Genomic DNA, 17,577 nt, shown 5'->3' on the forward strand with positions numbered 1-17,577 from the left:
TTGACGGACAGGTGAAAAGCCGCTAGATTGTTTTGCACAATACAAATGCAGGAGGTCAGATTGTTCCGTCTCGTCAAGCCGCTGCCGCCATGCAACCAGTGCGGAAAGCCGACCGCCAATCTCAAATCCCGCGTGTGCGAGGAGTGCAAGAAAGAGCGCGCCGCGCGTGCCGTCACGACCGACCGCCAGTTGTTCACGGCCGTTCGGGCGCTGCCTCATATGGCGATCACCAAAAAGGAAGGTGAGTATCGGGTGACGCTCCGGCTCGCCTCGATCGTGGAAGCCGATCAGGACCGCCATGATGCCGACTGGCACCGGGACCATGCCGAACGGGTCGCCTACTACACGGATGACCGCGACGACGCGCTAGGTTCGGCCAAGTCGCTTTCTGACAATATGGTGCGCGTCATGGCCCGCCTCGCTGAACAGGGAGCCAGCCAATGACCCATGAGGATCAGCAGCGCGCCTATAACGCCGGGTGGAACTGTGGCCGCTGGCCCGATGATCCCCGCTATCAGGGCTGCGAACCGACCAACCCCGACCTTTGGGAGCCTTACGAGGACGGCAAGGCCGATGGCTACGTTGAACGACGCCGCAATGAAAGGGGGGTCTGATTATGGCGAAGGAAAAGCCCCTCAAGGGGCACAAGCTGGCAGGCTATAGCTTTGGTGTTTCGGTAAGCTGCGAGTGCGGTTGGCGCTCCGGGACGTGGTTCGGGAAGGGTGGTCGCGGTAGCGCGCTGGGTGAATGGTATTCCCATAAGGATCGCTGCGCGGCCGAAGCGAAGGCGCTGGGCGCATGACCAACCCGACCGCGCAAGCCTATGCTGAATTGCAACTGGCGTTCGACCATTACAACCGGGAGCTGTTCGCGGGCGAGCTGCCCTCCTGTCTGATTACGATGCAGAGGGAAAAGCGGAGCTACGGCTATTTCTCATCGGAACGGTTCGTGCATCATCACGACAAGAGCAAGACCGATGAAATCGCCATCAACCCGGCATATTTCGCCGTGGTCCCCCTGCTCGAAGTCCTCCAAACTGTAGTGCATGAAATGGTCCACGCATGGCAGTTCCATTTCGGCAACCCGTCGCGCTCCGGCTATCACAACCGGGAATGGGCCGACAAAATGGAAGCTATCGGCCTCATGCCGTCCAGCACGGGCCAGCCCGGAGGCGCTAGGACAGGGCAGAAAATGGCCGACTATGCCATTCCGGGCGGCCCCTTCATGCTCGCCACGGATGCCCTGTTGACGCAGAATTTCCGCATTTCGTGGCTCGATCGGTTCCCGGCGATCATGCCGACGCCGGCGATCGACGCCGGCGCCGGCGCCGGCGCTGCTGACGGCCATCTAGCGGACGTGCTTCAGCCCGCCACGGGGAACCGATCGAACCGGATCAAATATCGCTGCCCTACATGCGGCGTGCAGGCATGGGGCAAGCCCGCGCTGCGGCTCCTGTGCGGTGGCGACGATTGCGCCAGCGCGCCCCTCGCCCCTGTCGAATAAAGGGGCTAGGATCGGCCCATGACGATGCGCAGCCTATTCGACGGGGCTTTGACGATGATCCTCTATGTCCTCGCTTTCGCAGCGGGGACAGTGTTCGTGCGGGCCAACTATGATCTGATTGAGGCGCACCCGCTTCTGGTGTTCTTTGTCGGCGCGATCTTCGCCTACCAGCTATTCAACCTGATCCCGCTTGCCGTTGCGACCATCAACGATCACATTCTAGGCCAGCCTGAACAGCGTCATAAGCGAGACTAGAGGCTATCCCTTCGGAATAGCGTTAATATCGAGCGCAAGCGGCTCGGTTTGTCGGGAGCTGCATGGTCCGGGGCCGGGGCCTCCGTCGCTGCGGGGTGCGCCTCATCCCATAGAGCTTTCCAACGCTCCGCCTCAATGCGGCGCGCCATTGCGCGGTTCTCAACCGCGTGCAGCCTTCGCGCTTCTCCGGGATCGCTATCCATGAATCTCGCGCTGCACGATTAATGGTAAGGTTCCGTTGCACACCATGATTAACAGCCTGCCGACGATAGATTGAGCATATCGCGCTGGCGCGGCTCCTTCGCCCTGCCAGCGCCGTGCCTGCCCGATACGGTTCTGCAACAACTCTGCTTTCGGGTCGCGCACAACCCCCGTTGTGTCCGAAAGTGCGAAAGCCCGGCCCTGTGTCGGGCTTTCTTATATTCGTGCTAGACCACGCCCCAACAAATAGTTCTGGTTCTCATAGACGCCTGCGTCTATGCCGGATCTGACAGAGGAAGCGGGATGGCATTGGAACCTATCAGGGTATTGGAGTTCGCGGACGCCGATCGCGCGGACGTGCAACGGCGCGTGGTCGATGCCGTGCAAGCTGCGCCCGAACGGTTCCTGACGGACTATGCGGCCCGACCCGGCACGTTCGGGGGGCGCTACGTCTGTGCGGACGCCATGAAAGAGCTGCTTCCCGAATATACCGCCTCAAGGGAGGCCCGCGGCCGATACAACGCGCCCGTCCACAATGCCGCGGCCGTTCTGGCGGCCGAACAATACCGCCGTGTAGTGGCCGATAGCTCCGATCCAGCCCGCAACCTGGTGCTGTTCGTAACCGGGATGCCGGGAGCCGGGAAAACCTCTGAAATCCAGTATGCGGCGCTGCATGAAGGAAACCGGCTCGGCCGTGACGTGCGCGCGATCTTTGAGGGCCAGCTTGTCGATCCGCAAGCAAGCATAGCCAAGGTCGAACAGGCATTGAGCGCCGGATGCAGGGTCGGGGTAATAGCGGTTCTGCCTCGGCCAGAGGAGGCGCTTGCGCACACATTCCAACGCTTTGAGGAGCTGGGCCGGGGTGCGAGCGCGGCCGTGATGGTGCGTATTCAGGAGGGCACGCCTGACGGCCTAGAGGCCCTTCTAGGTCGCTTTGGCGATCAGATTTCGGTTGCGGTCCATGACGTGCGCGATCGTGCGAATGTTCATCGCCTAGAAGGCATGGACGGTGTAAATATCTGGCGGAAGGAATTGGAAAATGGACCTGTCCAAGAAAGACTTGAAAGAGAGTTCGACCGGCTCAACCAGCTCGGCCGCGTCAGCGCCGATTGCGCCCTCCAATTCAAAGGACAGTCTCCCCACGGGCAACTTTACGCGGTTGGAAGCCCTGATGTTGGTGGGAGCCTCGCACATGGCGACGGACGAAAAACTACGCCGGAAAGTGGCCGAACGTCTCTCCTGAACGCAGCGCGGGGAAGCTCGCTCGCCGGACTCTCCGACGCCCTCAAGACAGGCCAGAGCGAAGGCGACGGCAAAACCAAATCCGACGAAATCGGCCACGGCCTGCCTAAGCCGCCGTCGCCCCGGCGTTCCAGATGAACGCCCCCAGCCTTAACCTTCCGTTTGGTGTTAGCCGGGGAGCGTTGCGAGGGGCTGGCCCCTTGCTGTGGGGGTCGAGCGGGACGCTAGGCGGCCCGATCGCAGGGGGACACTTCCCCCGCCCGCCCCTTCCTTTCCAGTAGTTGCCATGACCGGCTATCTCGGCTCGAAACAGGTTTCGGGCGCATATCAGGCTGTGATTGCCAATATGCCGCCGCACGATACCTACATTGAGACGCATCTAGGCTCCGGCATCGTCCTCCGGCGCAAGCCTCCCGCTGCCCGCTCGATCGGCCTCGAAATTGATCCGGCTACCTTTGAGTGCTTCGGCTCGATCGCGGCGGAGGAATCGAGCGCGTTCGATGGCGCGGCCGTTGAAACCTACAACGTCGATTGCCTCGCCTTCCTGCGCGATTTCGACTTTTCGGCCGCTGGGCGCGTGCTGATCTATGCTGATCCGCCCTATGTCCTCGCCACGCGCTCCCATCCGGGCACGCGCTACCGCTATGACTATACGGACGCGGACCATAGGGAACTGCTGGCCGTCCTCGATGCGCTGCCCGCCTCGGTGATGATTTCAGGCTATCCCTCGTCCCTGTATAGCGAGCTGCTGCCCGCGCCGCGCTGGCGCGTCCTGTCCTATCAGGCCATGACGCGAGGCGGGCCGCGCACCGAATGTCTATGGATGAACTATGCGCCCGATGCGGCGCATTGGGCCACCCATGCCGGGGTGGATTTCACCGATCGCCAGAGGATCAAGCGCAAGGCGGCACGTTGGAAACGCATGTTTAGCGAGCTGCCTGCGGGCGAGCGAATTGCGATCCTCGCCGCGCTGCTGGAAGTGGACTCATAGCAGGCCAGCACCGCACTCGTTGCCGTTGTGAAATGATTAACCAAAGCATCCTAGATCAGCCCTGCGACCCGAAGAACCTTTCTCGATCATTTAGGTTCTTTCACTGGACCCGGCTGCATTAGCTGTCGGGTCCATCTTTTTGCGCCCCCAGCTCGTCCACCAACATTTAACCAAGGCGGGCAAGGGTCCGATTACCGCTCCTGTGTCAAAAGAGGCGATGAACGGCGATAACAACAGGCCCTTTTCGCGCGGCGATTTGTCGGCGCTTCTGCTGCTGCTGTTCACGCTCGCCATGATGGCCTATAATTATTCGCATCCAGAGTGGGCGAGCCAAGGCGGCATATGGGCCTACATTGTTCCCCGCCACGGGACAGCATCATAGGCGTGCGCGCCTATCCGATGACTGAACGGACAAAGCGGACGATCGGCGGCCCAACGCCCGCGAGGAAGGCAAGCCCGGTAAGCGCCAGCAATCCCCAAAACTCGATGTGGATAAGCAAGTCGCTGCCGGTATCGTCGTTCGGATCGGGCCATTCCTTCATGGCACCGGATGATTACGGCTCCGGCTCGATGCTGCAACCTCCTAAGCCAGCAAGGAGGCTTCACCGGGATCGCGTCCCGGGACGTGGTGTAGGATCTGGTGGTAGCGCTGCTGGCCGGACGCGCGCTTTGGATATTGCACTGTAGCGTCCGGCCAGCAGCGCGGGTGGTCACCGTGGTTTTCGGATAGGTTTGGGTTGCGAAGCTCGAACCTGGAGAACCACGATGACCGATTCTATGATGCACCTGCGCGCGCTGGTCGAGAAGGCCCCGGACGCGGATATTTTGCGCGAGATGATCTCGTTTGCCGCCGGGCGGTTGATGGAGATGGAGGTCGGCGGCTTGACGGGTGCGGGCCACGGCGAGAAGTCCACCGATCGGCTTGTCCAGCGCAACGGCTATCGCGACCGCGACTGGCAAACCCGCGCGGGAACGGTGGAACTGCGCATCCCCAAGTTGCGCAAGGGCAGCTATTTTCCCGGTTTTCTGGAGCCGCGCCGGATGGCCGAGCGGGCGCTGACGGCGGTCATCCAGGAGGCCTATGTGCATGGCATCTCGACCCGTTCGGTCGATGACCTGGTCAAAGCGCTTGGCATGGACGGCATTTCGAAGAGCCAGGTCAGTCGCCTGTGCGAAGAGCTCGACGAGAAGGTCAACGCCTTCCTCGAACGCCCGATCGAGGGCGACTGGCCGTACCTTTGGATCGATGCCACCTATGTCAAAGTCCGCCAGAACGGTCGGATCGTCTCGGTCGCGGTGATCATCGCGGTGGGCGTCAACAGCGACGGTCGCCGCGAAGTGCTGGGCATGGACATCGGGCCATCCGAGGCCGAACCCTTCTGGACCGCCTTCCTGCGCAAGCTGACGCGCCGGGGCCTGCGTGGGGTGAAACTGGTGATCTCCGATGCTCATGAAGGCATCAAGGCAGCGGTGTCCAAGCTGCTGTGCGCAACATGGCAGCGCTGCCGCGTCCACTTCATGCGCAATGCGCTCGCCCATGCTGGCAAGAGTGGCCGGCGCGTCGTCTCGGCATTCATCGGCACCGCCTTTGCCCAGGACACGCCTGAGGCAGCCAGCCAGCAATGGCGTTCCGTCGCCGACCAGATGCGCCCAAAGCTCCCGAAACTGGCGACTTTGATGGACGATGCCGAACCCGACGTGCTGGCCTACATGACCTTCCCAAAGGAACACCGCGCCAAGTTGCACAGTACGAATCCCATCGAGCGCCTCAATGGCGAGATCAAGCGCCGCACCGAGGTCGTGGGCATCTTCCCCAACGAGGCTGCGATCACCCGCCTGATTGGTGCCATTCTCATGGAACAGTCCGACGAATGGGCCGTCCAGCGCGGGCGCTACATGTCGCTTGAAACGATGGCCCCGGTGAGCGACAATCCCATCGTCATGCTCTCGGCTGTGCCCGGTGCATGATCGGCTCAAGCTGATGCCGAAATTGGCGGTGGCCCAGATAAGCTACACCACGTCCCGGGACGCGATCTTCACCGGCCCGCATCATAGACGGGAACGTCTATGCCACCGGCGACATAGACGCGGGCGGCTATGCTGCAGCACATAGACAGCGGCGACTATGCTTCAGCGGCCAACATTTCCGAGACAGGGCACCCGATCGCGTCCGCGAGCTGCGCCATAACATCCAAGGTCGGATTGGCCTTCCCGTTCTCGATAAACGAAATGTAGGAAGCCGTGACGCCGGTTTGCTCATGCAGCATCGCTTGCGACATTTTGAGGGCCTGCCTCCGCGCCCTCAACCGCTTCCCGAATAATTTGCTCAACGGGTGCGCCATATCGTCCAAACGTAGGTATATTGCCATTCTGGAACCTGCTTCGGAGTCGGGTGATGATGGACTTGAACGACGAACAATATCACCGCCTCCAACATGCTATAGCCCTCACGCGCGAAAGCCTCGCTATCGCGGCGGAGCTGGGCGACGATCTATCAGCCTTCCAACTGAAACACGCGCTCCATTCGCTGCATTACATTAGCGAGCTAGAGGCCGAAGGCCATGACGATCGGGAGCCTGTCACCCTGACCGTGGATGAAGCGAAGGCCCCGCGAACTGCGAGAACAATGCGAGACACGGACTTGAGCGATGAACAATATCGCCGCCTCCTCCACGCTATAGACCTCGCACGGGAAAGCCTCGTTATCGCGGTGGAGATGGACGACGACATAACCGCCTTCCATCTCAAAACCGCGCTCCGTTCCCTCGACTATTCTAGGAAGTTGGTTTCCGCTTGATCTAGCGTCGAACGCTGCGGCGCTGGGCCGGTTGATCGTCTCCGATAACCGGCCCGGAACGCTTCCTTTCGCGTTCGTCGTCCAGCTTGATCCGGGGAGCCTCCCGCTCCTGCTGACGCGGGTTCTCGATCGCCGCCCTGATCTGGCGCACCGCGCCTTCACGGCCCAAGCGGCTGTTCTGCTGCAAGTCGTTGAAGTCGGTGAAGCGTGCCGGGTCGGCCTGCTGCTCGCCGGGGGCGAAGGTCGGGAAGACCGGAACGCCGTTCACGGCCTGCGCCGCTTGGGTCGCCTTCTCCTTGCCGGGATTGTAGCCGAATTTCTCCAAGACGCGCTGATCGTCCTCGCCCATGATGAAAATCGGCTTGTCGGGGTAACGCTCGCGCAACGCGGCTGCGACGGCGGGGAGGTTGCCGGAATCGAACGCCGCGACGGTCGCATGGTCCACCACGCTAGAGACGGTCGCCATCGTCGCGTAGCCTTCGCCAATCATAATGCGCGGGGCCTTGTCGAGCGCGGCTAGTGCGGCCTGCGGCGTCACGCCCCCGTTGACCACATGGAAACAGCTTTCCTTGTGGCTCTCCTTCGCAAAACGCTTCGTGCCGTCTTCCTGAATATATTGCGTCGTCCAGTGCTTGCCGCTGGTGTCGATCGCCGGAAGGTGGATTGTAGTATCGCTGGCGCTGGCGAGCGCGCCGATCGTCGGCGCAATACCCTTCCTCTCCATGTAGGGCGTTGCCTGCTCGATCTGACGGCATTGCGCGGCGCGCTGCTGCACGCGCTCGGCCGTCGCATCATATGTCGCCGCCCGCTCCCGCTCGCGCTCCTCTCGCTTGGTGGCGGCCTCGGCGTTCAACCGGGCCTTTTCCTCCTCGCTCAACGTGTAGCCGGTGCTTTTCCATCGCATATCCAGCCCCGAACGGTTGTTCTTGATGTAGCCCGCTGGGTGGCCATCGGTGAAGGCGACATAGAAACCCGCCACCTCGCCCTTTCCATCGCCCTGTGCCGGAACGCGGTGGGTCTTGCCGTCCATCATCGGGTGCCCTGCGGGAACCTCAAGGCCAAGAGATTTCATCGCGTCGGCAAATTCGACCTCCGGGCTTTTCGCCTCCTTCTGGCGCGGCTGATTGTCTATTTTCCAGCGCGCCAGCTTCTCCGGGTCCGCGCCCTCCGGCGCATACCAGCTCTTGCGAGCGGCATCCCATTTCGCGCCGTTGGCTTTGGCAAGGGTTCGTTCGCCATAAGGCACCGCCAGATATTCGCGTGCCTGTCGCGGGGTTTCCTGCATCGTTTGCCCTTCCTGCGGCTGCTCCGGGGCCGTGGGGCGCTGCGCGCGCTCGCCGGGGAGCGATTGGCCTAGATCTCCTGCGGGTGCCTCTACGGCGCTTGAAAGCCATTTCTGGAACGGCTCGACATTAGCGCCTGCCGGAACATACCACGACTTTTCGGCCTTATCCCATTTCGCGCCCAAGGCTTTCGCCTCGTCCTTTTCCCGATAGGGGACCGCAAGATATGTGCGGGTGGAAGGCTCTGGCGCGGCGTCCCGCTGGTCGGTCGCGGCGATGCCCAAGGGCGGCGAATTGACCGCATAGAGAGGGGCCAAGCCCTGCCGCTCGCGGCGCTCATCGGCATATTGCTCGGCCTTCAAATTGACAAGGCGGGCAACGTCCTCCGGGTTCTGGTCGCGGCCGTCAAAATCGGTGATCTGGTTCGGCCCAAGCGACAAGGCGATATAGCGGCGGCGTTCGCTATCTGCGGAATAGCCCGCCATAAGGTTTCGCTCGCCGTTCGGGGTTATCATCGTGCCGACCGGCCCGACGCCCTCAAATTGCCGTCGAACGGTGTGCATCGGCCCGCCACTATCAACCGGCTCCCAACCGTGCTTGTCGATCAGCGCGCGCAAAGTGCGGTCGGAATAGTGCTGCTGCGGCTCCGGTATAGGATCGCCTATGGCGGCAACGGCCCCGGCTGCGGCGGCCCATCTGTCGCCGCTATGGTCTGTCAGCCGCTCGACCGTAAACCCGGAGGCATTGAGCGCCGCCGCAAGCCCCGGTCTGGCGAAGGCGGCCTTTATACGCTCGTCCAGCTCCATATTGAGGTCGTCGGATATTACTAGGTCCGCTTCCTCGTTCCCCTCGAAATGGGGGCCGTTCTGCCACTCCTCATAGGCTTGAACAGTCTTGGCCATGTCCGCGACCGCAAGCCGATCGCCCTCATCAAGATCATTCTGGCGATACTCCTGCGCCTGCTGGAAGTCTGGCGGTAGAGTAACGCGGAACCTGTCAAAATCCTCGCGCGTGGCAGGCCGGATTTGATCTAGCGGACTGGCATAGAATGGCCCGTTAATCGGGTTGCGCCCGTCTATATTGCTGGCAAGAACGCCCAACATCGCCATGCCCGGCTGCTGATAGCAAAGCGTATTTTCGTTGCTGACGAAATATTGCGTATGGTCGTGTGCCTGCTCGACCTGCTGAACCTGTTTTTGTTCCAGCGCCAGAACATAGGTGTGAATCTTCTCGGCGTCCGATGCGGCACGGACAATCTCAAGCGGGTCTTCCTCAAGGACTTTGATCCATGATCCGACATAGGCCGCGTGCTGCTCCGGGTCGTGGCCGATCTGCAATTCCTGCCCGGTTATGAGGCTCGCAATCTCGGCCCGCAATTCTTCGCGGGCATAGCCTTCCGAACCGAACGGGTGCGCCAAATCCCGGTCAAGGCGGTTGGGGTGGCCAGTCCAGTGCCCCAGCTCGTGCAGCGCCGTGGCGTAGAACCGATCCGCGCTCGGAAACTGGCTCCGCAACGGCAAGGTGATGCTGTCGGTCGAAGGCCGATAATAGGCGCGGTCGCCCGCTTCCTCGGTGATTTTCGCGCCCGACGCCCGCAAGATGGCCTCGGCCCGCTCCACCGGATTCCATTCGTGCGTAGTGGTGACGATCGGGGCAAGCCCGTCGATCTGCTCGGCGTTGAACACCACGGCATAAAACGCACGGGGCCGCTCAAGCTCGACCTTCTCTTTCCTCTGGCGACCCTCGGCATCCAGAACGGGCTTACCGCTCTCGTCCCGAACTACCCGCTCCTCCTCGAACTGCCAGTATTGGACAAGGGAGCCTTTCTCGCCCTTCCGCACCTGTGCGCCTTGGGCTGCGGCCTGCTTGTATGTCAGCCAGCGATTATCAGCCCGGCCCTCGGACATGAGATTGAGGACATTGACGCCGCGATAGCGTTTCCCCGTGGTGGGGTTGAACGGCAACCCGCTGCTGCCCGTCGCCTCCCAAGGCTTTTGCCAAGGGGCGGTGCCCTGCTTCAACTGCTCTATCAGCTTGTCGGCAACGCGCTGGTGAAAAGGTATCTTGCCCTCGGCCATATCCTCGCCTCCTCCCGATTAGTCGGCGTTGCGCGCTGCCGCGATCAATTCGCCGCGTCCCGTGGCGATCGGCTCCGCGTCACCATCAAGCCCTTCCTCGGCCTCGCGCGCGTCGGCCTCGCTCATGGCATCCTCAACAAAGGCCCCCGCCCGCTCCGCCTCCTCCGGGTCGAACTCCACAACCGCGCCGGGAGTCTCGGCGTCGGCAAGTTTGCGCGTCACCAGCTCGTCAAGGGTGGGCACGTCCTGCGCATTGGGTTGATCCGTCATGCTCGTTCTCCTTTGCTGAAATCGGGCTGTCCCTTGTTGTCGAAATAGGTCTGTTTGCAGCCGGGATAGGCGCTGCAACTCCACCAGAAGGCCCCCTTCTTTTTCGCGGAAGGACGCCGCACTAGGCCAGCGCCGCACGCTTGGCATTTGTGCTGCTGCGACGGCACGGGCGCGGGAGCCTTCACCAGCTCCGGCTTGCCCGCCTTGTCATTGGCGGTGAATTTACAGCCGTCGGCATAGCCGGTGCAGGACCAAAAATAGCCCTTGCTCCCTTTGATCCGGCGCAGCGGCTTGGAACATGACGGGCAAGGCGGCGCGTCGATCGCTATGGCAAGGCCCTGCTCTTTCACCCGCGCGACCTCGCGGCCGACATAATCGGCCAGTCCGCGAACGAATGTCATGGCATCGCTCTTGCCCTCGGCAATCGCGCGCTGCTGTTCGTGCCAAATGGCGGTCATGTCGGGAAATTTCGCCTGATCCGGCAAGGCGTCATAGAAGCCGCGCGCCTGCGGGGAGCTGACGATATTCTTGCCCTTCTCGATCAAAAAGCCGCGATCGAAAAGCGTGGCTATGATGCTGTCGCGGGTCGCCGGGGTTCCAATTCCGCCATGCTCGCCCGCCTTCCCCTTGTCCTTCTCGATCAGGAGTTTCCTAAGCCGCTCGTCCCGAACATATTTGGCCACCCGCGTTAGGTCGGTCAAAAGCGTGGCCATCGTATAGAGCGGCTTGGGCTTGGTTTCCTGCTGGTCGGCGCTGGCGGAAAGGCATTGCCCGGCCATGCCCGACGCGATCGAACGCAAATCGGCCGCAAGGGTGTCCTCGTCCTCGGCAATGTCCTCATTGCCTACATCGTTCTTATAGAGAACCGTCCAACCCGGCTTGGTCACAACCTTGCCCCGCGCGGCAAAGGCGTGACCCGCAACCTCTATCTCGATTTCGGTCTGGTCATATTGGTTCGCGGGCCAGAACTGCGCGACATAGGCGCGCGCGATCAGCATATAGATTCGCTGCTCCGGCTCTGTCAGCGCGGCAAAATCGGCCGTGGCTTCGGTCGGAATGATGGCGTGATGCGCGGAAACCTTCTGCGAGTTGAAGGCCCGGCTTTTTATCGCCGGGTCCGCGCGCTGCGCGATCGCCGCCAGCATCGGGACCGTCGCGGCGACGGCCGCCAGCACGCCGGGGGCGTCCGCGTGCTGCTCATCACTCAAATATTCGCTGTCGCTGCGGTTGTAGGTGATAAGGCGATGCTTCTCCCGCAACGCCTGCGTAATGTCCTTCACCTGATTGGGCTTATAGCCGAATTTCCGTGCGGCATCGGTTTGCAGCTTCAAGAGGTTGTAGGGCAGCGGCGGCGCTGCCTCTTTCGCCGTGGTCTTGGCGCTGGCGATGCGAGCCGGTTGCCCCTGCACCGCCCCGGCTACCGCCGTCGCAAAATTGCGGTCGATCAAGCGGCGCTGCTCATCAACCGGGTCGCCCTCCCCGATCTGGTAGCGCGCGGGAAAGGTCAGCCCGGCGAAACTGAACTGGCCCGAAACCGTGTAATAATAGCTCTTGGTGTGCGCCTCAAAATCGCGGTCACGGCGGACGACAAGGCCCAAGATAGGGGTCTGCACGCGGCCGACGCTAAGAACGCCCTGAAACCCCCGCGCCTGCGCCGCGAGGGTATAGGCGCGGGTCATGTTCACGCCATAGAGCAAGTCGCCCACGCTGCGCGCCTCGGCCGATGCGGACAACCCGGCAAATTCACGGTTATCCCGCATGGACGCCAAGGCCCGCTGCACAACCTTTAGATTGTTGTCATTGATTAGCAGGCGTTGGACCGGCAACCGGCTCCCGGCCCATTGCAGAATCTCGTCAACAATAAGCTGGCCCTCATCGTCGGGGTCGCCCGCGTGAATGACGCTCCGCGCCGATTTGAGAAGTTTGCCGATCGTGCGGAGCTGGGCGCTCGTCTTGGCGACGGGCCGCTTTTCCCACGGGATGAAGCTGATCGGCAGCGCGGCCATGTTCCACGGGTCTTGCGGGTCCACCAGCTCAAGCATGTGGCCGATCGCCCATGTCACATAATGACGGCCGCAATCTATGAAGCCGTCTTGTCGCGCCCCTCCCCCAAGGCCCTCGGCAATGGCCCGCGCGAGTTCGGGCTTTTCAGCAATGACAATGATCTCCCCGCTCATGCCGTCACCACGTCACTACGGGTTTGATAGGGGCGGTCACTTGCCGCGCGCTGATCGGCCCGAAATAGCGGCCGTCGAAAGAGGCCGCGCCATCGCCAAGGACAAGGATTTCCCCGTCGCCTAGCGTCCAATCGGCATTGAGCCGGGGCAAGGCCCGCCCTGCCCCATCGGCAAGTTGCGGGGCGCTGTCGGGGACAAGGCGGCCGTTGATCCGCACGCCCTGCCCGCCAATCTGAACGCGGTCGCCTTTAGCGGCTAAAATCCGCTTCATCATTTCATAGCTTCCGCTGGGGCAGTCGCCGGGTTCGATGTAGCGCCTACGCAACGCCTCCAAAAAGGGCGGCGCTGCGGGCGGACAGAACGCCACAAGATCGCCCTTTTGCGCGGTCCCGCCCGTCGCCCGATAGACGCCTAGCGGGATGCTCGGCGTAGCGTTGAAGCGAAGGCCCGCCGCCTTCGCGCCAAGCATGGCGATCATGGCCCCCGCCACGCCACAAACCGCATAGCGGCTGACCTTGGCGAAGCTCGGCCGCTTCATAGTTTGATCCTCCGGCCCCCTTCGGGCGGCTTCGGCGCTTGATTGCCCCTGATCGTGTCGCTCCGATCCGGCGCGGGAATCTTGGCGCGGGCACTAAAGGTCGGGTCTTGGAAATAGAGGGGCTGACGGCCGTAGATCATGGGATAGCCTGCGACATAAATCAGCATGTCGCCCGCTTCCGAAATATCTCCGTCCGGGGTCTTCTTCGGCCCCGGCATCCTCATACACTCATCCGGCGTCAAAAGCGGGCGCTGGGTTTCCTGCACGGTCTTGGACACGGTGCCACCAAAGAACCCCCCGCCCCCGCGTCCCGTGCTTTTGGTGATTTGCTCTTTAAGAACGGTGGTCTGGCCGGTGAGTTTGGAAAGATGCTCGGCCGTCTCAACGCGGTTGGGCGGATAGGCGTTCTGGATATGAGCATTGGAGGTTATCAGCTCATCCGGCCCATAGCCGGTTTCCCGGCTCCTAAGCTGGTTGGTGTCCTGACAAATGAGATAGAATTTCAGGCCGTAGCCTGCGGCGAACGCCAAGGACTCCTGAATGATTCCAAGTTTCCCAAGGCTGGGAAACTCATCAATCATAAATAGCGCGCGGTGCTTGTAGCTCTGAACCACCCGGCCCTCCTCGAACTCCTGCTTGGGCGCGAGGATACGCACCATCATGTTGAGCATGACGCGGACAAGCGGGCGCAGTCGGTCCTTATCCGTGGGCTGGGTGATGATGTAGAGGCTAACCGGCCTCTCGCTGTTCATCAGGTCACGAATGAGAAAATCGGAAGTGGCGGTATTCGCGGCCACAACCGGGTCTTGATATAATTCTAGATAGCTCTGCGCGGTCGATAGAACCGATCCGCCCTCATCATCGGGACGATTGAGCTGGGCGCGCGCGGCTTTGCCGACAACGGGATGATTTTTGCCGCCCGGCAAATGGCCGAACGTAAGCATTTCCTCCCAAACTTCCTGCGCGGGCCGAACCGGATCGGCCAACACGGCATCCACTTCGGCCAAGGTCGCCGCGTTGCCGCCATGCTTGGCTTTGTAGATGACATGCAGGATCACGCCTACCAGAAGCGCCCGCGAGGTCTTTTGCCAGTGGCTTTCGACCCCCTTCCCGTCCGGGTCCACTATCAGCGTAGCGAGATTCTGAACGTCTGCGACTTCGTTGTCAGTCCCTACCCTGATTTCGTCCAGCGGGTTCCAGTGGGCGGAGCCGCGCGAGCTGGCCGGTTCAAATCGCATGACGATCTGGTTGGCGCGTTGCTTCCTCCAACCGGCGGTCAACGCCCATAGCTCGCCCTTCAAATCGGTGATGACGGCGCTATGCGGCCACGAAAGCAGCGTCGGGATGACAAGGCCCACGCCCTTCCCCGATCGGGTCGGGGCATAGGTAAGGCAATGCTCCGGGCCGGAATGGCGTAGATAGACCGTCTTCCCGTTCTTCTCCTGATAAGCGCCAATATAGACCCCATCATTTTCAACGAGGCTGGCCGCGCGAATGTCCTCCATGTCGGCCCAGCGGGCCGATCCATGCAGATAGGCATTGCCCTTCCCGGCGTTCGATTTCGCCAGTTTGACAGCGGCGGTTATCAGGACGCCCACGCCGAAAACCACGGTGCCCACGCCCACGGCTTGCCCGAAGGCGGGTTTCAGCGCCGGAACCTCGCTCCATTTGCTGAACCATTGCAGGAAACGCCACGGGGCATAGATATGGCCCGCACTCGGCCCCAAGGTTGCCTGATAGGCCATCTGGTGCGCGAACATCTGCGTTGCGCTCCATAAGCCTCCAAGGGCGGAACCGGACACAAGGGCCGCCAGCAACGGACGATTATCGCCCTTGCTTCCGCGCTCCCGCACTTGCGGCCCGATGGCTGTATTGCGCTTCTTTGCCATGCTTTGCCCTTCTCGCGGCCGTTACCGGCTGCGCCCCTTGCTTTTGACGGTGCCATTGCTGGCAATCTCGATCGGCTCGCCAATCGCCAGCTTGCCCGCGCGGGCGGCGCTACGCGCGTCTACGGGCAGCACAAGCATGTCAGCGCCATCTCTTAGGAGTATCAATTTCTGCCCTTCGATTTGTCGCGTCCCGGCGTAAATCAGCGGCCCATGATCGCCAGTGAACAGCCGATGCGCCGGTATATCCATTCCAATGTGACGCTTCGCATTACGTTCCGCAATGTATTTATCCGCTGCTATGGCCTGATCGTCGCTCATTCGCGGCCGATCGTCGTCCCGTCGCACAACACGATCTGGCCGGGCTTTTTGGTCGTCCACGTCTGAATGAACATCACGCGGCAATAGCAAGCGACCTCGCTCGGCGTGCTGAACCAGACCGAGTTGGGACAGGTCGCGCAAACTACCTCGGCTTTCGGGCGGCGGCTCTCGTCCAACGCGGCCAATGTTGGGCTTAACGGCGCGCTCGCTGGGGGCCTCGGCTCCTCCGGCGCTAGAATGTCCATTTCTGGCGGGCTGTGCGTGACCAACTCCAACGGCGGCGGTGCTGGCTCCTCCGGCTGCAAGTCCGGTTCCGGCGTTGGTTCCTCCGGCGCTGACGGCACCGGGTCGGAATGTCCCGTTTCGACCTGGTGCTGTGGCGCTGGCGTCTCGTCCAGCGCCATTGACGGCGTTTCGCCCAACAACGCCAGCGCCGCCTCTATCTCCTCGTCCAATGATTTGTCTGTCACGCGCACGCTCCTCTTGCCTGATATTTTGACGGCGGGCCTCTAGATCGGGGTCCGCGAAAGTGATGGGCATGGCCGAACGGGCGGCGGCTTCCACCACAAGGGCCTTGAATTGATCGCTGCCGCTAATCGCCAGCCTGTCGCCATAGCGTTCGTGCGCAAGCCGCAAGGCGGCAACAACGCCCTCGATCTGCGCCCCGCGCGATACATGCAGGCGCTGGCCATCATCGCGCACCGCTGCATTGGCGGTGCGGTAGATGATCGTCCCGCGCTTAGTGATGTGGTCTTGCCTGATCGCTGCGGGATGCGCTGCGGTCGGCATGGCGGCTATATGCAGCGCGTCATTGGGGGCTGTGCGCCGCCCCTCCCGCGCGCGCAGGGCCTCAAGGGCGGTCTGGTCGCCTGCCTTGGCCTGCTCCTGTAGCCAGTCATTCCACCCGCGCCGGGAATTGCGCGACGCAATGCGCTCCCGTTCCCGCCCGTGGGCGGCGACAATCTTGGCAATGGCGGCCTTGGTGGAGCGGGCCGCCAATGCGTAATTGAGGCGCTTAACAACCGGGCCGCCACCTAGCAGCTTTATCGCCGCCCGCTTCGTCCTCCCGATGCGCTTCACCTGTTCAATGGCCGCGCGGCGCTTGGCTGCGGCCTCGGCCAGCTCGACCTTTCGGCGCGTGGCGCGTGTGCCCTGCTGCTCGCGGTAGGCGGAGAATAGGGCGCTGGTGTCGATACGGGAGGGCACGGGGCGCTTTTCATAGGTCTGACGGGCCTTCGGCGCCCCCTCCCCTCCCTGTGCGCTCTGGAAGGCTCCCAAGCGTTTCTCTAGCGCCCCTTTTGACAGCTCGCGCGCGATGGAGCTGGCCTTTACGGTCGTTCCGTCCATCGCCGCAAATATCAGGCCGTTGCCGCGCGCCTGCACCGACAAGCCGAAATTGGCCGCGATCTGGTGCAACTCGGCCCAACTCGCGGCGGCCTTCAATGGCTCGGCGCAATTCCGCTGCGCCCAACCTATCAGGCTTTCCGTGCCCGCGATCTGCTCCATGTCGCGCGCGCGTGCTTCTCCCGCGCGCTGCCGGGCCGCATGATTATCCGGCTCTAACCCGTGCTTGACCTCTAGCCGCTCACAAACAGCGGCAAGGGTTTGATAATCCCGCAACGGCGCGTGGATCGTGTGCCGGACAGGGTGAATCTTGTTGATCGCTAGATGAATATGCGTGTTGTCGGTGTCGTGGTGGACGGCGCTAACCCGTTGATGCTCGGCAAAGCCCAACGCGGCGCATACCGCCTCCTCTATGTCACGCATAACCTCGGCGCTGGGATTCTCGCCGGGCCGGAAGGAAATAATCAAGTGGTAGGTCTTATCCGACGCCGCCCGCTGGTTGGCGGATTGGACAAGCATAACGTCCTGCGCAGCATCTTCTGGCGTATGGCCGTTGCAGTTGGTGACAGTCACCAGACCCACGCGCTCGTCACGTCCCTGCGCGCTGGTGATGTATCGCACCAACCCGCCAAAATCGCTCTTGGAAGTCGCCTTCATGGGGACGTGTTTTGCGATCATCGGCGCGGCCCCT

General features: G+C 62.1%; 18 protein-coding genes. 10 read left to right on the plus strand and 8 right to left on the minus strand.

Features of this window, described 5'->3' with window-relative positions; translation table 11 throughout:
• The first annotated feature begins 60 nt into the window (after positions 1 to 60).
• From SX1_RS16770 to SX1_RS24275, 8 genes are all read left to right on the plus strand, one after another.
• Positions 61 to 444, plus strand: a complete 384-nt coding sequence (locus SX1_RS16770) for a hypothetical protein (RefSeq protein WP_255209785.1) — start codon at positions 61 to 63, stop codon at positions 442 to 444.
• A complete protein-coding gene (locus SX1_RS24560; protein WP_006954172.1) occupies positions 441 to 614 on the plus strand; it encodes a hypothetical protein in 174 nt (57 codons plus the stop codon). Before SX1_RS16770 ends, SX1_RS24560 begins: the two co-directional genes overlap by 4 nt.
• Positions 615 to 616: 2 nt before the next feature.
• Positions 617 to 802, plus strand: a complete 186-nt coding sequence (locus SX1_RS16780; RefSeq protein ID WP_006954173.1) for a hypothetical protein — start codon at positions 617 to 619, stop codon at positions 800 to 802.
• Positions 799 to 1,503, plus strand: coding sequence for a SprT-like domain-containing protein (locus SX1_RS16785; RefSeq protein WP_019053929.1), 705 nt, complete (start codon positions 799 to 801; stop codon positions 1,501 to 1,503). The genes SX1_RS16780 and SX1_RS16785 overlap by 4 nt, the downstream gene beginning before the upstream one ends.
• A gap of 18 nt (positions 1,504 to 1,521) precedes the next feature.
• The gene (locus SX1_RS16790; RefSeq protein WP_006954175.1) at positions 1,522 to 1,758 is read left to right on the plus strand and encodes a hypothetical protein; all 237 of its coding nucleotides are present in this window, start codon (positions 1,522 to 1,524) and stop codon (positions 1,756 to 1,758) included.
• Between the two features lie 504 nt (positions 1,759 to 2,262).
• Positions 2,263 to 3,339: a hypothetical protein gene (locus tag SX1_RS16795; RefSeq protein WP_019053930.1), complete on the plus strand. Its 1,077-nt coding sequence runs from the start codon at positions 2,263 to 2,265 to the stop codon at positions 3,337 to 3,339.
• A gap of 148 nt (positions 3,340 to 3,487) precedes the next feature.
• On the plus strand, positions 3,488 to 4,192 hold the full coding sequence (locus SX1_RS16800) for a DNA adenine methylase (RefSeq protein ID WP_014194362.1): 705 nt from the start codon (positions 3,488 to 3,490) through the stop codon (positions 4,190 to 4,192).
• Positions 4,193 to 4,409: 217 nt separating this feature from the next.
• Positions 4,410 to 4,574 carry a hypothetical protein gene (locus tag SX1_RS24275; RefSeq protein WP_019053931.1) on the plus strand — a complete coding sequence of 55 codons (165 nt, stop codon included), beginning with the start codon at positions 4,410 to 4,412 and terminating at the stop codon, positions 4,572 to 4,574.
• Positions 4,575 to 4,584: 10 nt separating this feature from the next.
• On the opposite strand, the gene SX1_RS24565 is transcribed toward SX1_RS24275, so the two are convergent.
• Positions 4,585 to 4,734, minus strand: coding sequence for a hypothetical protein (locus tag SX1_RS24565; RefSeq protein ID WP_006954178.1), 150 nt, complete (start codon positions 4,732 to 4,734; stop codon positions 4,585 to 4,587).
• Positions 4,735 to 4,957: 223 nt separating this feature from the next.
• Between SX1_RS24565 and SX1_RS16815 the strand changes: the two genes are divergently transcribed.
• Positions 4,958 to 6,160 (plus strand): IS256 family transposase, encoded by a 1,203-nt coding sequence (locus SX1_RS16815; RefSeq protein WP_026149849.1) that lies wholly within the window; start codon positions 4,958 to 4,960, stop codon positions 6,158 to 6,160.
• Between the two features lie 155 nt (positions 6,161 to 6,315).
• Here SX1_RS16815 and SX1_RS16820 read toward each other — a convergent pair whose 3' ends face one another.
• Positions 6,316 to 6,561 carry a helix-turn-helix domain-containing protein gene (locus SX1_RS16820; protein ID WP_019053933.1) on the minus strand — a complete coding sequence of 82 codons (246 nt, stop codon included), beginning with the start codon at positions 6,559 to 6,561 and terminating at the stop codon, positions 6,316 to 6,318.
• A gap of 26 nt (positions 6,562 to 6,587) precedes the next feature.
• Here SX1_RS16820 and SX1_RS16825 point away from each other — a divergent pair, with 26 nt between their 5' ends.
• Positions 6,588 to 6,989 carry a hypothetical protein gene (locus tag SX1_RS16825; RefSeq protein WP_019053934.1) on the plus strand — a complete coding sequence of 134 codons (402 nt, stop codon included), beginning with the start codon at positions 6,588 to 6,590 and terminating at the stop codon, positions 6,987 to 6,989.
• A 1-nt stretch (position 6,990) separates the two neighbouring features.
• Here the strand turns inward: SX1_RS16825 and SX1_RS16830 are convergent, their stop codons facing one another.
• Genes SX1_RS16830 through traI form a run of 6 tightly spaced genes read right to left on the minus strand, consistent with a single transcriptional unit; the run spans position 6,991 to position 17,564 of the window.
• A complete protein-coding gene (locus tag SX1_RS16830; RefSeq protein ID WP_019053935.1) occupies positions 6,991 to 10,350 on the minus strand; it encodes a zincin-like metallopeptidase domain-containing protein in 3,360 nt (1,119 codons plus the stop codon).
• 18 nt (positions 10,351 to 10,368) lie between these two features.
• Positions 10,369 to 10,620, minus strand: a complete 252-nt coding sequence (locus SX1_RS25020; protein WP_006954184.1) for a hypothetical protein — start codon at positions 10,618 to 10,620, stop codon at positions 10,369 to 10,371.
• Positions 10,617 to 12,797 carry a DNA topoisomerase 3 gene (locus tag SX1_RS16840; protein WP_019053936.1) on the minus strand — a complete coding sequence of 727 codons (2,181 nt, stop codon included), beginning with the start codon at positions 12,795 to 12,797 and terminating at the stop codon, positions 10,617 to 10,619. The genes SX1_RS25020 and SX1_RS16840 overlap by 4 nt, the downstream gene beginning before the upstream one ends.
• 4 nt (positions 12,798 to 12,801) lie before the next feature.
• Complete coding sequence (gene traF / locus SX1_RS16845) at positions 12,802 to 13,335, minus strand: conjugative transfer signal peptidase TraF (protein ID WP_006954186.1); 534 nt, start codon at positions 13,333 to 13,335, stop codon at positions 12,802 to 12,804.
• Positions 13,332 to 15,224, minus strand: coding sequence for a type IV secretory system conjugative DNA transfer family protein (locus SX1_RS16850; RefSeq protein ID WP_026149850.1), 1,893 nt, complete (start codon positions 15,222 to 15,224; stop codon positions 13,332 to 13,334). Before SX1_RS16850 ends, traF begins: the two co-directional genes overlap by 4 nt.
• Before the next feature lie 21 nt (positions 15,225 to 15,245).
• Complete coding sequence (gene traI / locus SX1_RS16855; RefSeq protein ID WP_019053938.1) at positions 15,246 to 17,564, minus strand: TraI/MobA(P) family conjugative relaxase; 2,319 nt, start codon at positions 17,562 to 17,564, stop codon at positions 15,246 to 15,248.
• Positions 17,565 to 17,577: the final 13 nt, after the last annotated feature.

The organism is Sphingobium xenophagum NBRC 107872, assembly GCF_000367345.1.
GTDB lineage: Bacteria > Pseudomonadota > Alphaproteobacteria > Sphingomonadales > Sphingomonadaceae > Sphingobium > Sphingobium xenophagum.